We start from the raw sequence: 22,759 nt of genomic DNA, 5'->3' as shown, positions 1-22,759 counted from the left end.
CGATATGGCAACATTAAACTTTCCGGACATACAGGGTTTTGTATTGAGTTCTTACGCGAGCAAAATGCCCTGCGCTAATTATTTCTTATTGAAAGTAACCGATGCCCAAAGCGCTAAACCGTGGCTTGCCTCGCTCATCCCCGATGTTACGACAGGCAAAGACCGCAAAACTGACTTCAGCCTTAATATTGCTTTTACCTCAACCGGTTTAAAAGCCTTCGGCATTAAGGAAGCAGAGCTGGTTACCTTTTCGCCTGCCTTCCAGGATGGTATGGTCTCCGCAACAAGACAACAACTCCTGGGGGATACGGGTAATAGCGACAGCAAATACTGGGCCTGGGGCCATAAGGATAATTCCGTGGATATGCTGCTGCTTTTATTTGCCACTGATGAAACGATGCTGAAGGTCAAGGCAGACAGGCTTATCGACCAATTTTCGGCGGGTAATGGCCTGGCATTGATCAAAATACTTCCGGCCGGACGGCAGCCCGATGCTAAAGAACATTTCGGTTTCCTGGATGGGATCGGCCAGCCTGCAATCGAGGGGACTGACCAGAAACAAAGGCAGCAAAACCGTACCGGGCATGCTACTGAGCTTAAAGCAGGTGAGTTCATACTCGGTTATGAAAATGAAATGCAGAAAAGAGATCCGCTTCCGCGCACAGCAGAAATGCAGGAATTCGGAAAAAACGGTACTTATCTGGTGTTCCGCCAGATAGAACAGCATGTACATAAATTCTGGAACTATATCAAAACGACAGCATCGGGCCTTAACGCACAGGGTACGATAACTGACGAAGAAAAACTTGCTTCCAAAATGGTTGGCAGGTGGCCGAGCGGCGCACCGCTCTCGGAATATCCAAACGGCGACCCTGCCCCGGGCGGCACCAATGAAGAGAACAATTTCAGCTTTCACAGTGCTGACCAGGATGGTTTAAAGTGCCCTATCGGCGCCCACATCAGGCGCAGCAATCCAAGGGATTCCCTGTTCGATGATCCTGAAATGTCCGCGCTTACCGTCAGGCGACACCGGATCATCCGCCGTGGACGTTCGTATGGCGACAGAACGAAAGATGTTTACCATAATGACGGCGAAGAGCGCGGGTTGCATTTTATTTGTATTAACAGCAACATAGAACGGCAGTTCGAATTCGTACAACAGACATGGGTAAATAATCCAAACTTTGCGACGCTGAACAAGGAATCGGATCCCCTGATAGGGCTACGTAACGACGGCGGCATGTTTTCCATTCAAGGTTGCCCGGCGAGGACCAGGATACACAACCTGACCGAGTTTACAACTATCAAAGGCGGCGCATATTTTTTTATGCCGGGGATGGCGGCGTTGAATGCACTGGCGCGATAGTCACCTGCTCCGAAGCCATGCACGAAACGGCATATTTTAATTCCTTCATTCGGAAACCGCTGCGCGTGATCAGCATTGAAAGTTTTCCCTGATGTCGCGGTGTAAAAGGATCAGGTCCAGGTCGTCAGCAAGCGAACCGGCACCGCGTAGCTGCCCGATCGTTACGTAGCTCATAAAAATGAAGTATAGGCAGCCTCCCATCAGCATCGTTGCAGCGATGTTAAAAGGCCATCTATAGGCTTCGCCCGGGATGATATCCTTTTCAAAAACGATCAATATACAGATCACCAAGGCCACAGTAAAACCAAGAATTAGCTTCGACCGCCGCTTAGCATGTAATTTCCTGTAACGAATAAGCGCTTTTTGATTTTCAAAGAGGATCTTTGTTTTAAGCTCTTCAAGTAAGCGTTCGTCCTTATTGCAAAGCAATAACCCCTCGCCGCCCACGTGGGACAACAAGAGGTTATCGCAAATCGATTTCGGTACGATCATCCGGTACTTTCCGTTATGTTCATCAAAAGAGAACGGTTTTATCTGCATTAAATCTTCCATGCTGCGGGTAAAAATACTTTATTCGCTTTTGCGCTGCAACGAAAACTGGCCGATCAGCCCTTACGCTTATCTACAATCTTTCGAGTTTTACTTCCACTGCTGCTTTACCACTGCTGATCTGGCCGGTCTTTGTACCCTCCAGGTGAATAGGTGCCCCTCCCGCAGGGTGCTGAAAATCAGCTGTAATGGTATAATTGCCCGGCTGTACATCCTTAAAGGTAAAGCTGCCCGGAGGGTCTATGGCCATCCGGCTTCCGGTCAATACAGCTCCGGTTACCGTGGACTTCAGGGTTACAACTACATGATTGAGCCAGTCTGCGCCAACTGTGGCTATTTCCGCTGCGGTAAGCAAAGCGTCGGCTGGCACAGCTTTCACGGTCAGCGAGGCGATGAGCGCGTTCGCTCCGGGTGCCGGCGGCGTCCCGGGGAGCGTGCTTGTGCCGCTGTTCGGAAGCAACACCTCTTTGAGGCGGTCCATCAGCGCAATAACCCTGCTGCTATAAAACCCGCAGATAAAAGCAAACACCAGGACGCCCTTGCTGGAGCTGATATCAACGATATTCTGGTTGCTGAAATAATTATAACCGAGGATTACGACCAAAGTACAAATCGGGGCGTAAAGTACTTTGGCAACCTGGAACGGAATTTCTGAAGAATCGAAATAGGACTGCGGGTTCCCGAGGTCGGTCGTTGCATTTTTGCTAAGCACGCCCAGGTTAAACAACAGGCTGGCAAGTACGCCAAGGATAGACCAGAATATTATTTCGACATAAACGCAGGGGCCGGTCAGCCAGAAATAGGAACGGATTTCAAAACGTACCTTACCTAAAAAGGCCGGGGCGTCTTCCGCTTTCAGCTCACAAAGAAAGCCCATGATCCTGGTCTTTTGACCCGGTTCGATCTTATTCTCAAATATATTATCCAGGTAATCCATCACCTGCATACAAACCGGCTTTCTGATCCGTGAAGTATCCATGCCTTGTGAAGGACCAGGTCCTTTTTCCGATGATTTAGCTGCACCCGTATCAGCGGGAAGTGAGGCAAGCGCTGCAGAATCTTTCTTCTTTAGGCTATCAGCTTTTGCTGCGGTACCGGTTCCTTTTTTAGCCTTCGGACTTGTCGATGATGTGGGACTTGCAGTGCCTTTGCCGGCATCGGCTTTAGGTTTTGACGCGTCCGAATAAATCCGGTTGATCATTTGCAGCTGATCCTGGTCGAGCACGGTATATTCATAACTATACTTCGGCACCCAGCTGTTAAGTGCGATATGGGCGAAGAAATAGAGCAGCGCCACAATGACCGTTTTCAGGACGAGGAACCTGAACCAGCGTTGCTCGTCATAACTTTTGAAATCCCAGAAACCTTTTCCCATGATGATATCGTTTTTTAGAAGTGTAAAACATAAACCAAAATTAAACTACTGATTAACAATACACTACCGTATTTTTACGGTATTAAAAAAGAGAAAATAACCTGTCGGTTATCGGGGCGGTCATGACCTACCAAACAGGGCACATAAAAATTTGAAAGCGGTCAGCCGTGACCAGGTCAGATGATCTTATAGAAATTATTCTTGATTGCATAGAGGACAAGCCCTACCCGCGATTTAATACCTAATTTTTCGAATAATGCTTCACGGTAATTATCTACCGTCCTGGGGCTGACGAACATTTTATCAGCTATTTCCTTATAGGTCATTTCAGAGCAGGCCATTTCGAGGAACTGTTTTTCCCGGTCGGAAAGCCTGGAGGTAGAATCATCCCTGAGTACATTCCGCCTAAGACCGGCAGAAACCAGCTCATTAAAAAAAAAGCCACTTGAATAGATCATTTCGATGGCGTTGACCAGCTGGCCGGGACGGGATTGTTTCAGCACATAACCGGCGGCCCCGCATCGGATCATCTTAATGATACTGTTGTCATCCTCGTACATACTGAGCGCAAGGACTTTTACACCGGGGTAATTTGTTTTAAGCCATGACGTAGCTTCGTAGCCATCCACAATCGGCATATTAACATCCATCAATACAACATCCGGAGTCTTTTCGCGTATCTTTTGCTGGAGCTCACGCCCATTCTCTGCTTCAAAAAGGACGTCAATAGCTGGTGACTCATGCAATATGCTCGATAGCCCCATTCTAAACAGGGTATGATCATCAACGATCGCGATGTTTATTTTTTCGTTCATATCATGGATAGGGAATAGTTATCGAAACTTTCGTGCCTTCATCCGGGCTGGAATTAATCTTCACCTGCCCATTCAGCAACCTGATCCGTTTGTGAATATTGAACATACCCATCCCCTTTTTTCCCGGTTTTTCAGGATCAAAGCCTTTCCCGTCGTCACTTACTGAAAGGTGAAGCCTGCCTTCGTTATAGGTTAAGCTTATTTCAATCTCTTTGGCGGCGGCGTGTTTAACGATATTATTCACAAGCTCCTGTATTAACCGGTAAATGATAAGGTTCTTTTCTTCACTGGTAACTGAATTCAGCACTTCGTCAAAGGAAAGCCTGATCCTGAACCGGTCTGTCTTTTCCAGCCAGGCGATTTCTTGCTGTAAAGCACTGTACAATCCTTCCTCAGTGATCTGCTGACCCTGGATAAGTTTACCGAGGTGTCTCAACTCCGCAATGCATTTGCTCGTGATCTCGATTGCTGAATTCACTTTTTCAGCGGACCGATGATCGTCCCGAATCTCGATGCTGCCAAGAGTCAGTGATGTCAAACTGAGCAACTGGCCGATATGATCGTGAAGGTCAGCACCGATAGTTTGCATTGTTTGCTCCTGCATGGCTAATTGGCTGTTCAAAAGCTCAGCCTCATACACAAGCTGCATCTCTGCTTTTTCATCCTGCAGTTTTTTCTTCTTGCGACTGTAAACGATCACATATACGACCAGGAATGCCGGCGCGATCAGAAAGATCACAGTAGTCAAAAGGATCAGGAAGCTAATTCCAGGTTTTTCCATCTTCTGCAATAAAAAGCGTACGACCAGGTACTATAAAGGATGAGGTTAAGTCCTCGGAAAATATAATAGGTAAGATGATGACCGTATAACTCTATTGAATATAGCTGGTCATCGAAAAGGTTAGAGATCGTACTTCCGAAAGAGAAGAAGAGGTTCCCTGCCACCCACCAAAAACCAGCGGAGTATATAAGATTTTCGTAACGGTCATCATCTAATTTCAAATAATAATAGATTAGCCCATAATTGATATTGAATACTGCCAGCAGCGCATAGGTATGTACACTGAACAGTAAGAAACCTGTATGCATCAAATCATTCCAAAAGTTAACAATGAGAGCGGTGCAACCCAACAAAAGCATCCAACGGTATTTTTTGAACGGGGTTAACAAATGAAAATACTGTAAATGAATAAAAAATATCTGAAAAGGAAGCAGTGTGTTATAGACCCAGTGATTATTTCCGTTGTCAGAATGCAGTTGAACATAAATCCCTGTCAGTTCTCCGGCACACGTCACCAACATAAATACGACCATGCAACGCCACGCTAAAATCTCATCTGTGAAAAGGCAAATGAATGCGAGAATAAAGCATACGCATTCCGCTACCGTATTCATCGTCATGTAATTCGCCATAACGTAGAATTAATTACAGTGGTGCGGGCATAATTCACCATTATCATTGGCAGGTGTAACAAAAAATGCTTTAACGGAATCGCATGAAAAATCATCAACATATCTCTTCTTGGACACATCCCTTTTCGTCGGAATGATCAAAAAGGTATTCCGGTCTTTTTGATATTTAATATGATTAGCTACGTAAAGACGAAGCCCTCCGTCAAAACTATTGCTTGCTATGTTTTCAAACAACTCTAATCGATACCAGACACTATAGGTATTAAACGTTGGCTTCAAGCCCTTTGCAAATGCCCGGGCCATCATTTCAGCGGTATCACGTCTGACATAATCTGACGCCCAGAAGCAATATTTTCTCGTAAAAATTGTGCGTTTATAAAGTAGAGCACCTTTCTTATTATCGTCGTGAAAAACTTCCGCAGTTAAGTTAGGCAGTTTGAAAAGGGGATCAGAACCACTATGTTGATAATAATCCTGATGTACGCTCCTCGACGTATCTTTTTTCCATTGCGTGCTATCTCTTCTGGTAGATACAAAAGTTATTAACGGGCCAGTCATGCTGTAAGGATCCTTAATGAAATAAATCCTTATTCCATCTATCGGGTGAACAGCGACTCCTTCTGCTTTTCGCTCATTTACAAGCATTTGAATCATCGCCTTGAACATCTTAGCGCTTATGTGATAATTGGTCCTCTGAGGTACCAATTGGTCCCATCCGACCGATTTGAATTCGTCGATCATGGTTTTGGCTTTCACCATAGGAATGCCGTCAAGAGTCGTATTAATCAGATCTGAAGGAACTGCTAACGCAGCGGGGGAGACCGGTGAGTTTTTCTGACATTTCGACGCCATCATTAATGTGGCTGCAGTTAATAACAAAGTAAGTCTTTTCATGAGTGTAAGTTTAAGGTTTCTAAATATACCTGATTATCAATATTTTCCATAGCAAAACTTCAAAAAAAAACCAATCTATCAGCAGGTATTATTCACGTTTTCCACTACCGTAAAAACACCCTCCGCAAAAGGGTGAACTGACGCTCATCCGGAGAGTGCATTCCAGGGAACTTTGTCAAAAAATAAAGCCCCTGCCCGCAGGATACTGAAGACCTAGCACCCGGTAACAAGAGCAGCGGCCGCGTCAACGACTATATTCATTTTAACCCTTTAAACATACAGCCATGCGAAAAATTCTCATCCTCTCCGCCATCTTATTGCTATTAACCTTGAGCAGTTACGGACAAGCCATTGTCGGAAAAATGTATATTATTGTGCCCGACTTCATACCCGTTTACAGTGTGAACGACTCCAACAAAGCAGTCACGGCGCTTACCTACCGGGCCAGCGCAGGCACCAAATTCAGTGTAACCGGTTTCGACAAGGACAATAATATCAAAGTGACCTTCTGGCGTTACCGTACGAGCTGGTACAATGCCCCGAATAAAGATTCAGCGAAAAAGGATTCCTCAAAGACTGATTCAACAAAAAGCGTACGTGTCTATCAGCGGGATGCCATCCGGCAATCCAATGTCTACCAGCCAGAGAAAGACAAGGTTTATATCGGCCAGTGGGCGAACTATAAGGAATTCGCTATTAAGCCGGACGTTTTCAATCGTTCATGCCTCGCGTACTACGGGCCCAAAACAGACTTCACCTGGGGTGTAATGACACTGCCTATCAAATTGCGTTTCGGTAACGGTAAAGAGCGGCAGTTCTCTTTTGAAGAAAAGCTGAACCTCGGCTTTGTGGCGGGCGTGAGGAAACAGATCGAAAGCACAGTACCCCAGTCAATCAATTATATCGGCGGATTTGGGATCTCCAATGTAAGAACGGACAGCCTGAGCCAGAAAAGCAACAAGAGCCCGGCCGGGACCAGTGCCGGGGCTTTCAGCTTCAATGTCGGCGTCCTGTACGCTTACGATAATTTCCAGATCGGTGCCTTTATCGGTGCCGACTATATCCCCGGAAGCCTGGGCAGGGACTGGAAATACCAGGGCCGCCCCTGGGTAGGCCTGGCTATCGGGATCTCGCTGTTTTCCCGGAACGATACCCGTGCAGAGGCCGGTGAAAACAAGTGACCGCATAAGTCCATTAATTCCTTTTTAAGAAGGCAGGCATGGTTCCTCATGTCCTGCCTTTGTTTTTATTATCCTTCCGGTTTACAGTTTCAAGCCGGTGATCTGGTCAAAGCGAGTGATATCCTTCACCTCCCAGGTTGGGTAAGGATGCCCCTTGGATGTTTTTGCATTGGGCATGATCCATGCCCTCCAGTGATGGTCGACATAGATCGCTTTCCAGCAGGACTCAGGGATGTTGACGCCGGAGGGCAACGTGCCTATAGATCCGAAGCCACCTGCGATGATCCTGATCTCCTGCGTCGCCGCCCATTCCCTTTCCTGTGTTTCCAGCGTTTTCCAGTCCCCTGCATTCAGGGCATGCAGCTGGGGCAGCATGTTGCTCATATATAAACATTCGATACGGTCTGCAGAATCGCATTGTGCATCCGCATAAGGGAACAGGTGCCCTTTGTCATAACCGGATTTTACGTAAGCGTCCGATAAGGTGCTGTTTTGCAGATCAGGGTCGCGGGCGAAACTGTCATCCCGGTGGACGCTGCCGCAGGAGGTCATTTCCGGAGTAAGCACCCAGCTTACCGAATCCGGTTCCCCTTTTAAGACGTTATAATAGGTCGTGTAATGGTGATGGCGGATCACCTGGGCATTAACCAGGAAATAAGCTGCGCAAAAGAACAGTGATAAGAGGCATTTTTTCATGCTGCAATTTCCTTAGTTTTTTTAAATAAGGCTTACCTCCCCGCAAATAATCCGGGCCCTTTAAACGCCGACCGTATAAACCTTGGCTTCCCATGGGAAAACCGGCTCCCGGCCTGCCCACTCCGCAGGAACAGGCCTGTCCTGTGTAATTTCCCGCCAGTGTTTACCGGCAGGCAATGCCGGCCAGTTGTTCACCCGGTATTCCGCTTCGGTGTTACCGGCATTGGGCGTTCCATAATCCGAGAAATTGGCGACGATGACGACGAAATCGCCGGAAGTTACATCCCCCCTTGTCCAGGCCATCACCCTTTTGCCGTTATTGAAATCCGTGTGGATAAAGGCGGTATCATTTAACCCGAGTGCCCTGCTTCCGGTCCTGAACCGCACCAGCCTGCTTACATGATCGAGCACTTCCCTCCGCCAGGCTTCCGCCGCGCGGCTGAAGTTCACCGGATCGACCTGCTTGCCGCCGTTCTGGGTGACATGCCCCGCTGCATCGAACAGGTCATGCTGGTCGGCAAACTCTTCACCGGCCAGGATCATGGGGATACCGACAGCGGTCAGCAGGCAGGCGAACGCCAGTTTAATCCTGTTTTTCGTATCGGCGACGCCATTATTGTTCAGGAAATTAAACAGGCGCTCGTTGCGGTAACCCTCCACATCATGGGAAGTAACATAGAGAATAACCTGCGCGCCGTCCGTATAACCGAGGTACCTGCAATCGATGAGCTTCCGCACCGTCCACTCGAAGCTGGGCTCGTCGTCCGCATGCTGCCCGAGAATAGCGTACCGGATATAGCTTTTAAACTTCTCATGCCAGAGGCCGTCGAGCCGCCCGGTGGTGATCAGGCCGGATGGCTCGCTCAGTTCCTCGCCAACAACGAGAAAGCGGGATTCCGCAGCCGCCGTTTGCCCGGAAGCGTCAAAACGTTCCTTCGACGCGAGGCGTGCCGTTTCGCGGAACTCCCTCACGAAATCCCAGCTGGCCACATTTTCCACGCTATCAAGGCGGAAGCCGTCAATATTAAAGTCTTTCACCCAGCGTACTGCGTTCAATTTAAGGAGCTGACGTGCCGGTGAATAATTGCCCGCGCCTCCTGTTACCGGGTCATAACCGTTGACGAAACGTGCGTATCGGAACAGGGAGCTGCCGAAACCGTCCCTGAGGCCGCTGCCCCTTGAATTATGCGCATCCGGGTCATTGGGTTCTTTGGAGGGATCCAGGATAAAGAAATCGCTCGTCGCCGCCCGCAGGTAGGCGTTTTTCTGGGCGAAGGCCATTACGACGTCGACGATGAACCGCATCCCCGCGTTATGACAAGCCGCCACGAGTGCGGCGAAATCCCGTGACGCAACGGGCCAGGAATACTCATTTGGGAAACCCAATTCAAAATCCGGCGCGAAGAAATTCGTTGTGCCGTATCCCCACTGCCGGTCATAGGTCGTGTCGGCAGGCGGCAGGAGTTCGATGGCGTTCACGCCGAGGTCCGCCAGGTAGGACTGACCGATGCCGTTTACCGGCAAGGCCAATGCCTCTGAGCCGGTGATAGCCGGGTCTACCAGCGCGATGACATCCCGAAAGCTCCCTGTGGCCACTTCGCGCTCGCCCGATGACCTGATCCTTGTCCACGTGGTGGGGAGCTCATAGATCACCAGCTGGTTGTTGGGCGGCAATTCAGCAAGGCCGCTGTAGTCCGGTAAGCGTAAAATTTCCCCGCCTGCGTCACAGGGCAAAAGCAGGTCGTCCTTTACCAGGATAACTGATGCCGCATAATCTCCTTTGCTGATCCTCCAGTCGACGGTATAGGCGAGCGGATCAGTAATGGCGACCCTGCCTAAAGCAGCAGGTGATGAATCCTCCACTTCGTACCAGTAATGGTAATGGCCGTTGCCGGGGAGGTCCAGCGAGGAAAGGGGTACTACCCAGAGATCGCTAAACGGGGCAAGCAACCTGAAATCCGCTCTCAGGATCTCTTCAAAGGTATCCGGTGTACCGGGTACGAACCTCCCGATGATCAAAACCGGGGGTGGCAGCGTTGCTGTGAGCCGCCATAGTACAAAGTTTGCAGATCTGAGCGTAAAAATTGCTGTTTCCATACGGCCTGAGTTTAGGTTAGGCCTAAAAATAAACACAAAATACTGTATTACAATTACTTGCAAAACATTTAGCAATATTTCATTGAAGACGCAGATTACAACTACAGGTTTTAAAACTATATAGTTTATTCCGCTGATTTTTGAGATAATCGCAATAGAATTTAAGTTCGTATCTCTCCGGAATTCCTTAGCTTTGTCGCCTCGACATTCGAATGGAAGCAAACTACCAGAACCGCGTTTATTACTTCAACATCGTCGACCGGAAAAGCGATGGCCTCAGCATCAAAATGTGCAATACGATCTATAATTTCATCAAAAAAGGGGAGCAATGGCAGAACCACCTTTGCCGGCGGATGGAAATGAAAAAAGAGCTGATCGCCGCGGTCATGTCGGCAGCGGGCGAAGTCTGAGACGGCATTTAGCCCTGCTTTTTCAGGCTTTACCGCTACGGTCCGGATTTCCGTTTAAAATCCCCCTTTTTCTCCCCTAAATTCTCAAACCTTCAAAATTACCCCTGCATTTTTAACAAATTCTCATTGGTTTTCCTGATGGGCTATGGACTTAATAAATTATCTTTGTCCGACTCCCGCTGAAAAAATTTAATACCCCGATACAGCCCTGCATCTACCGTAAGCCCGCCATCGAGCCGGGCTTTTTTTGTGTTTTTTGAGGTCGGCAAACAAAACCATTTACCCTTTTAAATCGTATTATGATCAGGTTATCTTAATAGGGGTATTAAATAACTAACATCAAGGCCATGCTTCTTTTAAAGCATGGTTTTTTTTATGGATACTGCGACCAGAAAAATCAAGCTCCTGACAAACTGTTCCCTTACTCAAATCCCAAGCTTGTAGGTTCGGTAAGGGATATCGATGGCGAAGAGCATGCTGTCCCTGAAGTATTTGGGCGTATTTTCCAGGGGTTTTCCTTTCAACAGTTTCTTACCGTCTTCCAGCATGAAGTCGAAGCGGTAGCCGTCATATACAAAGAGCCTGGATTGCAGGAATTTCTCGGCGACTTCCAGTTCGGCGAAATCGGATTTACATTGAAAAAAGCCGCCCTCTCCCGAGTTATAAAATACAGAGATCAATGGCATATAGGTAGCATTTAATATTTATCAAATCGATAAAGCCGCACGATCCGCGCGGCTTCCTTTACATTGTGACAGGGGTATTTAGATGGAGAACACTTCAAAAGATCAGGCCGCCGGGTTGCTAAGTTGCGGTTCATCAAGCTGGTCAATCCTCACCCAGCTCATGCCTGCGGCCTTTGCCGCTTCCACCCCGGCTTCGCCATCCTCGAATACGAGGCATTCTGATGGTTTCACGCCGAGGTAAGCGGCGGCAGTCAAAAAGGGATGCGGGTGAGGTTTGCCGAAGGCCGTTTCCCCGGCGCATACACAAACATCGATGAAGGAGGATAAGCCGAGCACCTGCAGGGTGCGTTCGACCGCGGCCCTGCTGCTGCCGGACACCACGCCGATCTTCACCCGCCCTGCATGTTCCTTCAGATGGTCCACCACATGAGGTACGGGCAGTGTCCGGTCGATATATTCGTCGAGGAAAAGCCTGTATTTCTGTTCGCTGAAAACGGCAGGATCGAAACCGGTACCGTATCTCCGGTTGATTTCCTCGACAACGCGCAAAACCGGGAGGCCGGCAAGCTCATCCACGATGGCCCCGTCCATCTCGTAACCCTGGTCCCAGGCAACGCGCATATAACTTTCTTTGTGCGCGGCCATGTTGTCGGCCAGTGTGCCGTCGCAATCGTACAGATAAGCTTTAAAGGGGCTGCTCAGAGCTGTCAGCTTTTCCAGCCTGGCATTGTAGTCATTTATCATAAGTATGAAATATTTATCGGAAGCGTGACGGCAATTTTTCCCCGGCGGCCGTTCCCGGCCACCCTGCGGAATGAGTTGAAATAAAGCGCTCCGGTAACCAATCCGGAACGCTAACCAACCATCATTTAAAAAACTAAAGATCCTGAGGGCCTGCCGCGAAGACCTGTTTGATCCAAAACATCCAAACAGCATACCAGCAAAACAAAAAAACTTTCATGAAAAAAAGCTATTTTTATTATCATACTGGCAACACTATCCAACGATCATTATCAAATATACAATTAAACAAAATAAGAATACTTTCTCCAAGAGGATATTTCTACGCAAACGTTTGAGTAAGGCCCGGGGTAAGGACAATACATCCCGGTACACTAAGCCCCCGACCTGCCCCGGGGATCCGGGTACCGAAGGGAGGTCTTCAAAAGCTACAGGAAGAACTGCCCATGTCCCGGGAATGGCCGCCTAAACATTCATGGGTCATCCCGGTGCTGTTGGCGAGGCTGACGAAAGATTTGATCACATTTTCCCTGGTCCTCCAGTGAAAACTATATTCGCTGGTTTCGCCTTCGAGTTTCACACAGAGGCGGATGGGGCTGCGTTCTTCATGAGCCTGCTGCAGCAGCGCGATGCGGTGGCAGGTCTTATCATACTCCGCGGGGGAAAGGTTTCCGTTCCGCAGCAGTGAAGCGAGTTTTTGCAGCTGGCAGCGCCGAAGGTCAGTAACGGGTTTATGTTTCCTGCGCCGTTCTTTTTTCGCCCTGGGCCTGGTGTCGGCGATCAGCATGCTTTCGTCATAGCCGGGGTAACGCCGCCGTATCTCTGCGGGGGCGAACAAGGGGTTATGTTGAAAAACACGTCTCACGAAATTGCACCTGGTACAGGCGAGGGCAGCCGCCGCCCTTTTGCGCAGCGCTCCGGCATCCGGCATTTTATGGCTGTCAATTTCTCCAGCGGCCTGCCTGTAGCGGAAACGCAGGGCAAGCAAGATCACCTTGCGGTTCGCGCCCTGTTGCTCCCGCTTCATCGCTTCGCTGATGGCACCTGCAGAAAAAATGTGATGGCAGGCGACTATCCGCCCCAAAACTTCATCCTCGTTGCCATCAAGGTCGATGACTGTGGGCGGGTGCGCCGCCTCAGCGGGCTTCGGCACAGTTGTCCCGACGGGCTCAGTCGGGGGCATGGCGGCCTGTTGCGGTTCAGGGCCTTTTAGCTGATACAGGTCGCGGAACGAACGCCGTTTTTTAAGGAATTCCGTGCCGGAGCCGGGCACTTCCTTATCCAGTTCCGCCGCTTCCCGCTCTTCCGCAACGAGCAGTTTGTCCCAGCGTTCATACTGGTGGTAGCACAGGCGCCAGTTGAAATGGTGATATTCCAGTTCCTCCCTGTTCATCGGCCTCGACAAAAAAGGAAAGGCATGGTATAAGCCCATAGGCCTTCTGTTCCGGTCGCACCACAGTTCCGCCTGCATGAACGCATAAATTCGCGCAGGGTACTTGGTTTCCGGTTTGAAATAATAATCCACTTTCCCCGATGTCCTTCGGGGCAGGGCATCCTGCCTTTCAAATTCGCCTTTCTCGGATGCCGACATGACATATCCTTCCTTGATCTTTACCATGAATCGCCTCCCGTTCATTCCGGTTCATAAACCCGGATTTCCATATCAAGCCCCGACAGGTACCTTTCGACCAAGGGTTTCACCTTTGACCACGCCAGTCCCCCGTTCCCGCAGCCCGGGGCCGGCATCGCCAGGCTCCCGACCGGGTTCGATTGGAGGTATCCGGCCAATGCCTGCAAGCCCGCTTCCACCCAGCCATATTGCGAGGGGTTGCGCCAGTGTTTTTTGGTGGGCAAATTGATAATGACCTTCTGCCCGCAGATCAGGTTGAAATCTGAGACAACCCAAAGTTTCCCAACCTGCAACTCGCCTGCTACGCAGGCCGCGCGGTACAGGAGATAATTATCGGGGAAGGCATGTCTGAACGCGAGGGCGATGCCCTTACCCATCACGCCGACACAATTGACGGTGTTTACAAGCGCTTCGGCCTCGTCTTCCAGCAGATTTCCTTTTAGGTACATGATCATGGTGCAGGTTTTTGTTTATTATGATTCAGTTCGTTTTCAAGTAACAGCAATTTAATGTAAAAATCCTCCCAGTATGCCTCCTGTTTACGGTTGAATTCGGCATATGCCGTGCCGCCCAACTGGTAGTGGCGATAGTCATCGGCCTGCAGGATGGCCAGCTGCAGGTTGACCACCGTAATTTTCTTTCCGTGTAAATCGATGATGTGCATATCCTTTTTGTTAAGCCACTTTCAGGGGCTGCATTTTGTATTCCTTCAGGTTATAGAAAAATCCGCGTTCGAAAAGCATCCCCTCGCGGAACATCTTTTTGAGTATCTCGACACCGGGATAGGCGATACTGGCATTGACGAACAGGTCCTGTTCTTCGAGGGCGGCCGCCGTGGAACAATTGTGTTTCCGGTCTTTCTGTTCACCTGCTTTCAACAGGTCGGGAAACTCGTCGGTGACCATCGGCAGCGAACCCCTTAAGGCAAACTTTTGGGATTCCGGCTGTTTGATCTCCCCGACGGTGGCTATGATGACCTGCCCGCTGCTGCTGCTGTTCCCGAAGTCGAGCCAGTACCGGGGGCTGTTCCTGACGTGAGCGGAATGCTCCCGGCTGTCTTTCAGGATATGGGCTACCTGAAACCTTGCCTCCACCGAATCGACGCAGGTGATGGTGATGGTCGCCATTTCCAGTCCGGGGTTGGCTTTGATGATCTCATAATTATAACGTTCCGTGACGGCTTTCCAGTTCGTACCGAATGCCCGGTTGATCCGGTCGGTGAGTACCGCCGCTTTGTAGAAACCTGTTTCCTCCGAGGTAAAGAGCATGCGCAGCCTGTTGTTCCGCTCGATGAGGTCGTCATCGAACAGCCGGACGGAAAGGCCGGGATGGCCGAGTTCATTAAGCATAAAGTTGAGCCTTGCCAGTGCGGTCAGTACGTGGCTGCCTGTGCCGCCCGCCCCGATGAGGTTAACGGTGACGGGGTTGCGGGGTTGTAACAGTTCGTTGTCCACGATGTGGACAGGTATTTTCGGGGTATTTTTTTTCTTTTTCATCGGATGACCTGTTGTAAAGTTGTGCCTGTAGGTATTAAATATTCTTCCGGGAACTTCTGCCCGGTGGCCGCCTGCTCCTGCCAGAGCTGAACGATGTTTTTCCCGGTGTTGCTGCCGCCGTCGATGGTATGGCTGAAATAGCTGTTGAAGAAATAGTCTTCCCACAGCCGTATAAAATCCTCGAGGCAGGTGTCCGCCTGAATTTTGAGGTCTACCGTTCCCATGCATACCCTGCCCTCGCCGTACATATTGAAGTAGGGCGCATGGTACAGGCGAGCGTTCAGCAAGGGTTTGCGGTTACCTTTGAGGGCGAATACCGATAATGTCCCCCTGCCCCCTTTCCAAAGCATGGCCGGGATTTTGACAGGCACGGAGGGGATGCCGAGGTTTTCGACGAAATATAATTTCCGCTCCATTGGCGGCGTATGCCATATGGCAAAGCCCTCCCTTTCCATGTCGACGTACAGCAGGTTCGGCGGCAGGATACCCCGGCATTTGAGGAAGCGGTTCTGTGAACGCTGCGTACTGCGGAGCATTTCGCCGAACAGGTAACATTCCCGGAGGGACAGCGGGTGTGCATTGACCGGCCTGCCATTGCTGCCGATGTCATAACTTTCCACGTACACTTCGTCCGTGTCATCGTAATCACGCTGTTCGTTGTTGCTTTTGCTGTAGATCAGCATCGCTTTGACGGGGGTGTAAGTATGGCTGATGCTGTTAGTGATGTTTCTTTGCATAATCGTATTCGTAGAGATAATTATTCAGTTCAATCAGCAGTGGAAAAAGCCTCGGCTCAAAATCGAAGCGGTGCTTTTCCGCTTCCTGCGGCTTATCAAACCATTGGAGGGAGACGGGTTCGACCTGTTCCCCGCTTTCCTGTAAATCGTTGTTGACCATATCGAAAAACACTTCGTTCAGTTCGTCCGAGCCTCCCCAGTAAAAGGAGAGGTACTGGTCAGCATCAATGACACCAAACTCATTAAAACCATAGTAACCTGCCGGGATGCTGTCATAAAGCGACCTTTTTGGATAGTCATTGATGAGTTTCTGAAACTCCATCGCCACTTCGAGCGGACGGGCTTCGCAGCAGGCGCTTTTCCGGTAAGCAGCAATGGCACGTTCAAAATCAGCCTTGTGAAAAGGCTTTTTCAGGACATGCAGGAAGCTGTCGCCGAAGCTTTTCATTTCGGCCAGTTCGGCTATTTGCGCCCCGTGGTAGCCATCGTCCCCTCCCTCCTCTTCGTTAATCCACTCCTCGATGGATTCGTAACAGGAACTGACGTAGCCATAGTCCCGGTAATAACTGACTTTGGTCACCTGCAAAAGGTAGGCAAGCAGCATTGCCATCATGTTGTAAAGTGGTTTGAGTTCAGGCTTTTCCCCTATCCTTGCCATCGGCCTCACCGGGATATAGTACAGGTTATAACCCGTATCATAGCGCTTGGCGGTCGTCAGTGATGCCCGGCGTTTTTCATCCTCCATGATGTAGCAGCCAAAACCTCTGGCTTCCTGTAACTTTTCCGACAGTTCAGCATGGGCGGCGCTGATATTTTCGGGAAAGGGCAAGCCGGATACATCCGGCTCTGTCAGGCCGTAGAGGTCGCAAAGGTTTTTGACCGACCTGAAAAACTCCGCTTCGCTTTTGTCCCTGTTGGGGAGGTTATAGCCTGTAAAGGACAGGAAACGGTGTTTCAGAAAACCATGGCGGACATTCCCTGCGGTGCGCTCCGCGGCGGGTTGGCCTGTACGGCTGCCGCATCGGGTGTTTCGTCCAACCTTTTTATAAAATTTCCGAATGACTGATAAACTCTCCATTGGCTGCTTTTGGGGTTAATGTTGATTACTCGTTTGATTTTTTTCGTTTCCATACTTATCCTTTCGTCCCCATGGTACTTTCAAAACGGTACTGGATGGTATCTTTTTTTATTTCCGGGCCGGTCAGCCTGGCGTTGGTGAGTATGGGGTATGTGGGTGCATAAAAGTTCATGACCGCCTCGGGGCTGAACGCTGGGTTCGGGTCGGTCAGTGTGAGTTCCTGCCCGTTTTCCTTATGGATAAATACCCTTGGTAAAATGCTGCTGCTTAACATCGTCTTCAATTAAAGTGTCAGAATAATAGGTTTGCTTTCTGTTGTTTCCTGCGTTCGAGTTCGGCCTTTCGTTTCGCTATTTCCGCTTCCCTGTCCGGGTACTCTTCGGCTGTCGGCATCATTTCGAGTGCCTCGTCGTATTTGCAGAGGGCGTCGAGGTCGACCACTTTGCGGATCGCTTCGGTATAGGCTTTCCGTTTGGCTTCCTCACCGGCGGCATCGGAGGCTGCGACACCCTCTTTGCCGCCCTCCGGCTTATTTTTGCTTTTTGTTTTGTTGTCCTGCACCATTTTCGACTGCTCTTTCGCTTTGGACAGGCTTTTCATATAGTCTTCCATGTTATGCAGCAAGCCTGCGGTTTCCTTTACGGGTTTTTCAATGGCTGCAAAGTAGCCCTCGTCGAAATCCTGTGCCCTGCCGGTGGCGGTAAAGGGCAGGATATGCTTTTGCGCGGTGTCGCCGCATGCATCCAGTTTAAAAAGTGTCGATACGGTAAAATTCCCTTTGGCATCCGTATGGATGGTGATGCTCCACTGGCCGGGGCATTCCATTCCGGCGATGTGGCTAAAAAAATCTGTTTTCATGGTTGCTCCTCGTTTTGTGCTGTCAATGCTTTGATATTCCCGGCGAAAATGCCGTCGATGGTAAAATGGTAACTGTTTGCGGTGATGGATTCGGCTATCGCCTCATCAGTCGTTTGGTATTCAAATTCCCGTTCAAGGGAACGGTACAGGAATTGGTTAATACAGTCTGCAACGGACTTCAGCCAATCTTCGAGCCTCCTCAGTTCCCCGGCGATACGTTCATAGGCCTTATGGTTGGGCAGGCCATAGTCGAGGTAGGCGCGGGCGGACAGCCCCCGGCGTGGCTGTAAAACACTTGCTTCGGGTTGAAGTTGCCCCCGGCGGATGAGCGCCATCACCCTGCGGTCAATGCGAAGCGGCGCAAAGGCCAGTTCGAGTTTGGGGGCATAGCTTTTCCATGCTTCTGCCCTAATACCGTCTATGAGGCCGGGCAGGTCGGCTTCAGCACTAAAAGCGCTTCCGCTGCCCTGTGTGTAAAAGCCGCTGAAACCGATATCACCGCTTTTTACGGTCAGGCCGATGGTTTCGCAAATGGCAATAAAATCAAGGTAAATGGGCTCATACCAATCGAAATGTACATTGATGTCACGAAAATGATTGATGGCTTCTGACTTTGCGGCTTCGCCGAGCTCCTGCAAAGGGTAAATATGGATGATAATTGTTCTCATGGTTCCGGTGTTTGGTCAGTTTCTTGTTTGATGGCTATAACTTCGATATGTTGAAAAAGAAAAGAGAAGATATCATCAACCTCGTTTTCGCCCAGTTTTCGTTCAAAGTGTTCGGCGGGGTAAGCCGGGGTCATGATGACCTCGCCATCGGACTGGCAGGCCATTGCGATGGGCAGGCCGCCGACACCCATATCCACCCACAGGCTCAGCCAGACATCATTATCGCAGACCATGCCGATGATAAGGCTGTCGAACCCGGTGAGGCCGCCGTCTTCCCGGCGTTGATTGATGCGTTCATCGGTAAACCAGACGCGCGCAAGGCGGTTGAACTTAAACTCCCCGGCTGCGGCCATATCTTTGGCAAAAAGCAAGGGGGAGATCGGGCCGGAAAGGCTGTCGTTCTTCAAGGTAAGCAAGCTCTGAAATTTAAAATCTGTCGTTACGTTCATGGCTTGGGGATTAAAATGGGAGGTCGTCATCATTTGTGGAAGCTGCACCAGATGCCGCTTCATTAGCTGCTGCGCCTTGCAAGGCGGCAACACCCGGCTTTTCCTGCCGGGCGTTGCCGCCTGTTCCGCAAAGGCGGACATCTTTCACGGTACAGGCGAGGTAAGGCTTGGGCTTGTTCTCGCTGTCGAGCCACGCTTTGGCCTCGACACGACCGAAAATCTCGACAACCACCCCCCTGGTAAGGTAGGCCGCAAGGCCGTGATTAACCCAGTAGGAACATTCTATGAAAGTGGTAAGGGTCTTTTTAGCGCCCTCCCTGTCCTTAAAATGGTCATTAATGGCAACGGTGAAACCGGTGACTTTCCTCGTCCCTCCGATTTCCCTGACCGCCGCATCGGCGGTAATACACCCTGTAAATAGCATACGCATTTGTTTTTGTGAATACCCTGTTCTGTAAGGCCATTCGGCGGAACCTCGTTTGGCCTTTGATAGAGGCAATAAACTTGTGCGTGGGGCTGGCGGGCCAAGGCTGCCACTTAAAAAATACTACCCGGAGCGCAGCGGAGGTGTGGAGATTTTTTAGGTGGCACTTGCTTGGCCTTGACCGCCGGGGAGGTGTAAATTTGCCTCGGCAAAGGCTAAATGAAGCTCATTAAACAAAAGATGCAATTGAAAAAAGGCGGTGGGCTGGAATATTTCCCGACAAGACCTGAAGGTAATCCCTGTTTAATTAAGGAAAGTTGAAATCCTGACTGCCTGCCGGTTTTTGTACCGGCCGAAGCACCCGCAGGGCAGGGCCAGGATTTAGACTTTCAAACCGGTCACCACATCAAATACCAGCCAAGCGGGAAAAGCGAATGGCCTGCCTTAACCCCAAAAACAAGAACGGCAGGCTTTTCGCGCGGTCAGCCTTCTGCGGCGGAGCAAGTCCGGGGCAGCGGAGCGCGTAGTAACGGAGCAGGTGAAGGGTAGCGAAACGGCGCAGTAGCGAAGCAAGCGGGCGGACCGGGACGGCGATGCGGCAGCAGGCCATGGCACCGTTAGGGATAGCAATGAAAATCCTTTTGCAAAAAGATTGTAATGGATAGCGCGGGCCGGAGGCAACGGCATTATTTAAGGACACTACTGGATAAAGGGACGCAAAAAACGAGGGCCCAATCCGAATTCTGATACCCTTAGTATACATCGTTAATCCAAACGAAACAGCATTAACTTTCCGGCGGGGTTACAGCCTGAGCGACAACCTTTGGAATTGAGCGGGGCGTGGAGATACGCCACAACCTGAGGAAAAACTTACTAGGCAATTACGCGTTGTCTTTACCGGTGACCACTTCATATAGATTAGAGAACCGATTAACCTGGAGGCACACAAAAAAAGCCGGACCATTGATGCCTGCTCTATACCTGTTTCCACCATTCGTATCCATTAAACACACATTATCTTTCTTCTCCATGCTAGGCGTTCTGTTGAAAACCGCCGCCGCTTGAAGCAATTATTTCACATTCAGCTAACAAATAAGATAGACCGGTTTATTCTTATGGTAAACCGGCCTTTGCCGAAAAAAACCAGAAAATTATGGTTTAATCGTAGATCAAATTACTCGCTATTAAAGCCCGATTCTGGATTCGAAGCATTATTTCGAAGAACTGGAAATAATAATTGATGAAACTATCAGGACGGCAAATTCGGCAATGAGCGCCACAAGAACCATCCGTATTTCGGTGATCCAATCTTAAAACACGACATAATATTTGTTTATAATTCGATGTGTTAATCAAAAATCAAATAAAATAGAGCCTAATGAATAGCAAATAGCTCTCAACCTGAACCAGCAATCCAATATCCCTTTCAGCTTTACCAACTCAAAGAGTTGATTTTTAACATTAAAAAAGTTAATCCAACCTGTAGCACGGGTGCCAGGAACATTGCGGCAATAAGCCCTCATATATGGGTCCCGTAAACTTTCAGATGCAGACAGGTTTACGTCATCCCCCGAATCCCCATTTCAGCAGGTAAAGCTTTCCGTCATTGACAGCGATAGACTCAAATCCATTTAGCCCGGCGTCAACCAAGTTACATATGGTATCATAAGCAGCTTTCATTGACTGCCCGTCGATAATATAGCTCCATTTTCCATGTGAGGCTGCCGCATAGGATACATGCCTGCTATCCCTGCTGAACAATATAAAAGACAAATTTTCGTTCAGTATGTCATCAAACTCCGGCCCCGGGCTACCATCCAAAACGACAAGTTTTTTTTTATCCCCTGCTTCTTTAATGCGGGCCAAATAAGCGATATGTTTACTGTCTGGGCTATATGTAAGATTTGGAACGATATCATCAAATTCATTTTCTGCTATACCGTCATTTATTACTTTTTTCTTGTTGCCCTCCCTTACAATAAAGGAGAGGTGCTTATTGTCAGGGCTAAAAAAGCAGGCTATTATTTCGTCGTAGCCTTTTTCAAAGTTGCTGATGAAGAATTGTTGATTTATATTTTCTTGTGTATCAACCTGTTCAACCACAACGTGCCATTTTCCGCTTTTTTTGTAGCCGTAAGCAGTATTTTTTCCGTCAGCACTGAATACAGGAAAGCCCTTCATAAGACTATCAACCGCAAAGCCTTCTTTGCCGTCTGTTACTACCATCCATTTCCCTCCTTTTTGGGCTTTGTAGGTTAAATGCTTTCCATCAGGACTATACTGAATATTATCCACCTTCAGATACTTCTCCTCGGGCACATTATTCGCAACAACCTGCCAGTTATTTGCGATTTGCGCACCATAGGCGAAACTTTTTGAATCAGGGCTAAATACGAGAGACCTTTCCGGAACGGCGTTATATGGATTGCCGGCCTTCCCGTCGAATACCACTATTGCTAAATTAGTTTTAAAATCCCTCGCTGAATATGCCATGTGTTTTCCGTCAGGGCTAAAAATGGGAATTCCATAACCTATGTAATCATAATCCTCGCTTTCGGTATTATTAACGACCACTATACTCTTTTGATTTTCCCTTCGCACAACGCTAACGATTTTTTTACCGTCCAGATTAAACTGAGGCGATAATTTTGAAATCGCGTTGTAACAACCTTCTTCATGCCCATTAACCACTACCGTCCAGAAATTGCTACCATCGTTTCTTTTCTTCATCGCCGCATACGCAAATTGTTTAGCATCATTGCTGAAGGCAATATTAAGTATCTTTTCATACTCAGGCTCAAAATGGTTATCAATAATGGCGCGCCATTTTCCTGGCGGCCCGCAGGTCTTGCAATTATTAGGGGCAGGAATATTGGAAGCGACGATATAGGCCGTTCTTTTCCCATCCGGGCTCAGCATGAAAGATCGCTCTACATACACTCCTTCAAATTCGGGGCCGGCCACACCGTCGAAGACTACATGTTGTTTATTGCCTTCGGTTACAACAAACATAGTGTGCCGGCCATCCGGGGTAACCGTTATGTTAACCGGATTGGGCACCGCGCAGAGCGTAGTTGTGGAAATGTTTATTGGAGTTTCCTTTTCTCTGCATGAGGTTATCTCAATCAGCAAAAAGATATAAACAATTACACCCGTTATTTTATATCTATGATTATTCATGTCCTAATCTCTAAGA

The 22,759-nt window shown here is 49.0% G+C and carries 25 protein-coding genes; 4 read left to right on the top strand and 21 right to left on the bottom strand.

The genetic code is table 11. The features are described from left to right. Window positions 1–4 precede the first annotated feature (4 nt). Window positions 5–1,366 carry a Dyp-type peroxidase gene (locus BMX50_RS18830; RefSeq protein ID WP_091212093.1) on the top strand — a complete coding sequence of 454 codons (1,362 nt, stop codon included), beginning with the start codon at window positions 5–7 and terminating at the stop codon, window positions 1,364–1,366. A 69-nt stretch (window positions 1,367–1,435) separates the two neighbouring features. On the opposite strand, the gene BMX50_RS18825 is transcribed toward BMX50_RS18830, so the two are convergent. From BMX50_RS18825 to BMX50_RS18800, 6 genes are all read right to left on the bottom strand, one after another. Continuing rightward, the gene (locus BMX50_RS18825; protein WP_091212092.1) at window positions 1,436–1,918 is read right to left on the bottom strand and encodes a hypothetical protein; all 483 of its coding nucleotides are present in this window, start codon (window positions 1,916–1,918) and stop codon (window positions 1,436–1,438) included. Between the two features lie 70 nt (window positions 1,919–1,988). Further along, a complete protein-coding gene (locus BMX50_RS18820) occupies window positions 1,989–3,290 on the bottom strand; it encodes a hypothetical protein (RefSeq protein WP_091212091.1) in 1,302 nt (433 codons plus the stop codon). A gap of 176 nt (window positions 3,291–3,466) precedes the next feature. Next, window positions 3,467–4,105: a response regulator transcription factor gene (locus BMX50_RS18815; protein ID WP_091212090.1), complete on the bottom strand. Its 639-nt coding sequence runs from the start codon at window positions 4,103–4,105 to the stop codon at window positions 3,467–3,469. Window position 4,106: 1 nt separating this feature from the next. Continuing rightward, window positions 4,107–4,886, bottom strand: a complete 780-nt coding sequence (locus BMX50_RS18810; protein WP_091212089.1) for a sensor histidine kinase — start codon at window positions 4,884–4,886, stop codon at window positions 4,107–4,109. Then, the gene (locus tag BMX50_RS34320) at window positions 4,859–5,194 is read right to left on the bottom strand and encodes a hypothetical protein (protein ID WP_143065217.1); all 336 of its coding nucleotides are present in this window, start codon (window positions 5,192–5,194) and stop codon (window positions 4,859–4,861) included. Before BMX50_RS34320 ends, BMX50_RS18810 begins: the two co-directional genes overlap by 28 nt. 333 nt (window positions 5,195–5,527) lie before the next feature. Beyond that, on the bottom strand, window positions 5,528–6,412 hold the full coding sequence (locus BMX50_RS18800) for a hypothetical protein (protein WP_143065216.1): 885 nt from the start codon (window positions 6,410–6,412) through the stop codon (window positions 5,528–5,530). 284 nt (window positions 6,413–6,696) lie between these two features. Here BMX50_RS18800 and BMX50_RS18795 point away from each other — a divergent pair, with 284 nt between their 5' ends. Then, entirely contained in the window at window positions 6,697–7,593 is an 897-nt protein-coding gene (locus tag BMX50_RS18795) for a hypothetical protein (RefSeq protein WP_143065215.1), read from the top strand. An 81-nt stretch (window positions 7,594–7,674) separates the two neighbouring features. On the opposite strand, the gene BMX50_RS18790 is transcribed toward BMX50_RS18795, so the two are convergent. Both BMX50_RS18790 and BMX50_RS18785 read right to left on the bottom strand, forming a co-directional pair. Next, window positions 7,675–8,289, bottom strand: coding sequence for a DNA/RNA non-specific endonuclease (locus BMX50_RS18790; protein WP_091212085.1), 615 nt, complete (start codon window positions 8,287–8,289; stop codon window positions 7,675–7,677). 60 nt (window positions 8,290–8,349) lie between these two features. Further along, window positions 8,350–10,386, bottom strand: coding sequence for an alpha-amylase family glycosyl hydrolase (locus tag BMX50_RS18785; protein WP_091212084.1), 2,037 nt, complete (start codon window positions 10,384–10,386; stop codon window positions 8,350–8,352). Between the two features lie 212 nt (window positions 10,387–10,598). On the opposite strand from BMX50_RS18785, the gene BMX50_RS18780 reads away from it, so the two are divergent. Both BMX50_RS18780 and BMX50_RS18775 read left to right on the top strand, forming a co-directional pair. Continuing rightward, window positions 10,599–10,796, top strand: coding sequence for a hypothetical protein (locus BMX50_RS18780; protein ID WP_091212083.1), 198 nt, complete (start codon window positions 10,599–10,601; stop codon window positions 10,794–10,796). Between the two features lie 347 nt (window positions 10,797–11,143). Further along, the gene (locus BMX50_RS18775) at window positions 11,144–11,497 is read left to right on the top strand and encodes a hypothetical protein (RefSeq protein WP_091212082.1); all 354 of its coding nucleotides are present in this window, start codon (window positions 11,144–11,146) and stop codon (window positions 11,495–11,497) included. Between the two features lie 87 nt (window positions 11,498–11,584). Here the strand turns inward: BMX50_RS18775 and BMX50_RS18770 are convergent, their stop codons facing one another. The 13 genes from BMX50_RS18770 to BMX50_RS18700 form a co-directional block, all read right to left on the bottom strand. Further along, entirely contained in the window at window positions 11,585–12,226 is a 642-nt protein-coding gene (locus BMX50_RS18770; RefSeq protein ID WP_091212589.1) for an HAD family hydrolase, read from the bottom strand. Window positions 12,227–12,644: 418 nt separating this feature from the next. Then, window positions 12,645–13,841 carry a hypothetical protein gene (locus BMX50_RS18765; protein WP_091212081.1) on the bottom strand — a complete coding sequence of 399 codons (1,197 nt, stop codon included), beginning with the start codon at window positions 13,839–13,841 and terminating at the stop codon, window positions 12,645–12,647. A 14-nt stretch (window positions 13,842–13,855) separates the two neighbouring features. Continuing rightward, window positions 13,856–14,308: a macro domain-containing protein gene (locus BMX50_RS18760; RefSeq protein ID WP_091212080.1), complete on the bottom strand. Its 453-nt coding sequence runs from the start codon at window positions 14,306–14,308 to the stop codon at window positions 13,856–13,858. Beyond that, window positions 14,305–14,517: a hypothetical protein gene (locus tag BMX50_RS18755; RefSeq protein WP_091212079.1), complete on the bottom strand. Its 213-nt coding sequence runs from the start codon at window positions 14,515–14,517 to the stop codon at window positions 14,305–14,307. The genes BMX50_RS18760 and BMX50_RS18755 overlap by 4 nt, the downstream gene beginning before the upstream one ends. A gap of 10 nt (window positions 14,518–14,527) precedes the next feature. Further along, entirely contained in the window at window positions 14,528–15,349 is an 822-nt protein-coding gene (locus tag BMX50_RS18750; RefSeq protein ID WP_091212078.1) for a PRTRC system ThiF family protein, read from the bottom strand. Continuing rightward, window positions 15,346–16,086, bottom strand: a complete 741-nt coding sequence (locus tag BMX50_RS18745; RefSeq protein WP_091212077.1) for a hypothetical protein — start codon at window positions 16,084–16,086, stop codon at window positions 15,346–15,348. Before BMX50_RS18745 ends, BMX50_RS18750 begins: the two co-directional genes overlap by 4 nt. Then, complete coding sequence (locus BMX50_RS18740; RefSeq protein WP_091212076.1) at window positions 16,067–17,164, bottom strand: hypothetical protein; 1,098 nt, start codon at window positions 17,162–17,164, stop codon at window positions 16,067–16,069. Before BMX50_RS18740 ends, BMX50_RS18745 begins: the two co-directional genes overlap by 20 nt. Before the next feature lie 55 nt (window positions 17,165–17,219). Further along, on the bottom strand, window positions 17,220–17,438 hold the full coding sequence (locus BMX50_RS18735) for a PRTRC system protein C (protein ID WP_091212075.1): 219 nt from the start codon (window positions 17,436–17,438) through the stop codon (window positions 17,220–17,222). Between the two features lie 17 nt (window positions 17,439–17,455). Beyond that, complete coding sequence (locus BMX50_RS18730; RefSeq protein ID WP_091212074.1) at window positions 17,456–18,022, bottom strand: hypothetical protein; 567 nt, start codon at window positions 18,020–18,022, stop codon at window positions 17,456–17,458. After that, window positions 18,019–18,690: a hypothetical protein gene (locus BMX50_RS18725; RefSeq protein WP_091212073.1), complete on the bottom strand. Its 672-nt coding sequence runs from the start codon at window positions 18,688–18,690 to the stop codon at window positions 18,019–18,021. The genes BMX50_RS18730 and BMX50_RS18725 overlap by 4 nt, the downstream gene beginning before the upstream one ends. Then, window positions 18,687–19,139, bottom strand: coding sequence for a hypothetical protein (locus tag BMX50_RS18720; RefSeq protein ID WP_091212072.1), 453 nt, complete (start codon window positions 19,137–19,139; stop codon window positions 18,687–18,689). The genes BMX50_RS18725 and BMX50_RS18720 overlap by 4 nt, the downstream gene beginning before the upstream one ends. 10 nt (window positions 19,140–19,149) lie before the next feature. After that, window positions 19,150–19,638 (bottom strand): single-stranded DNA-binding protein, encoded by a 489-nt coding sequence (locus BMX50_RS18715; RefSeq protein ID WP_143065214.1) that lies wholly within the window; start codon window positions 19,636–19,638, stop codon window positions 19,150–19,152. Window positions 19,639–21,126: 1,488 nt separating this feature from the next. Further along, the gene (locus BMX50_RS18700; protein WP_091212068.1) at window positions 21,127–22,743 is read right to left on the bottom strand and encodes a TolB family protein; all 1,617 of its coding nucleotides are present in this window, start codon (window positions 22,741–22,743) and stop codon (window positions 21,127–21,129) included. Between the last annotated feature and the right edge of the window lie 16 nt (window positions 22,744–22,759).

The sequence above is a fragment of the Mucilaginibacter gossypiicola genome (genome assembly GCF_900110105.1).
Taxonomy (GTDB): Bacteria; Bacteroidota; Bacteroidia; order Sphingobacteriales; family Sphingobacteriaceae; genus Mucilaginibacter; species Mucilaginibacter gossypiicola.
Note: the sequence above shows the minus strand (reverse complement) of the source record. Positions and strands in the feature narration are given on the sequence as shown.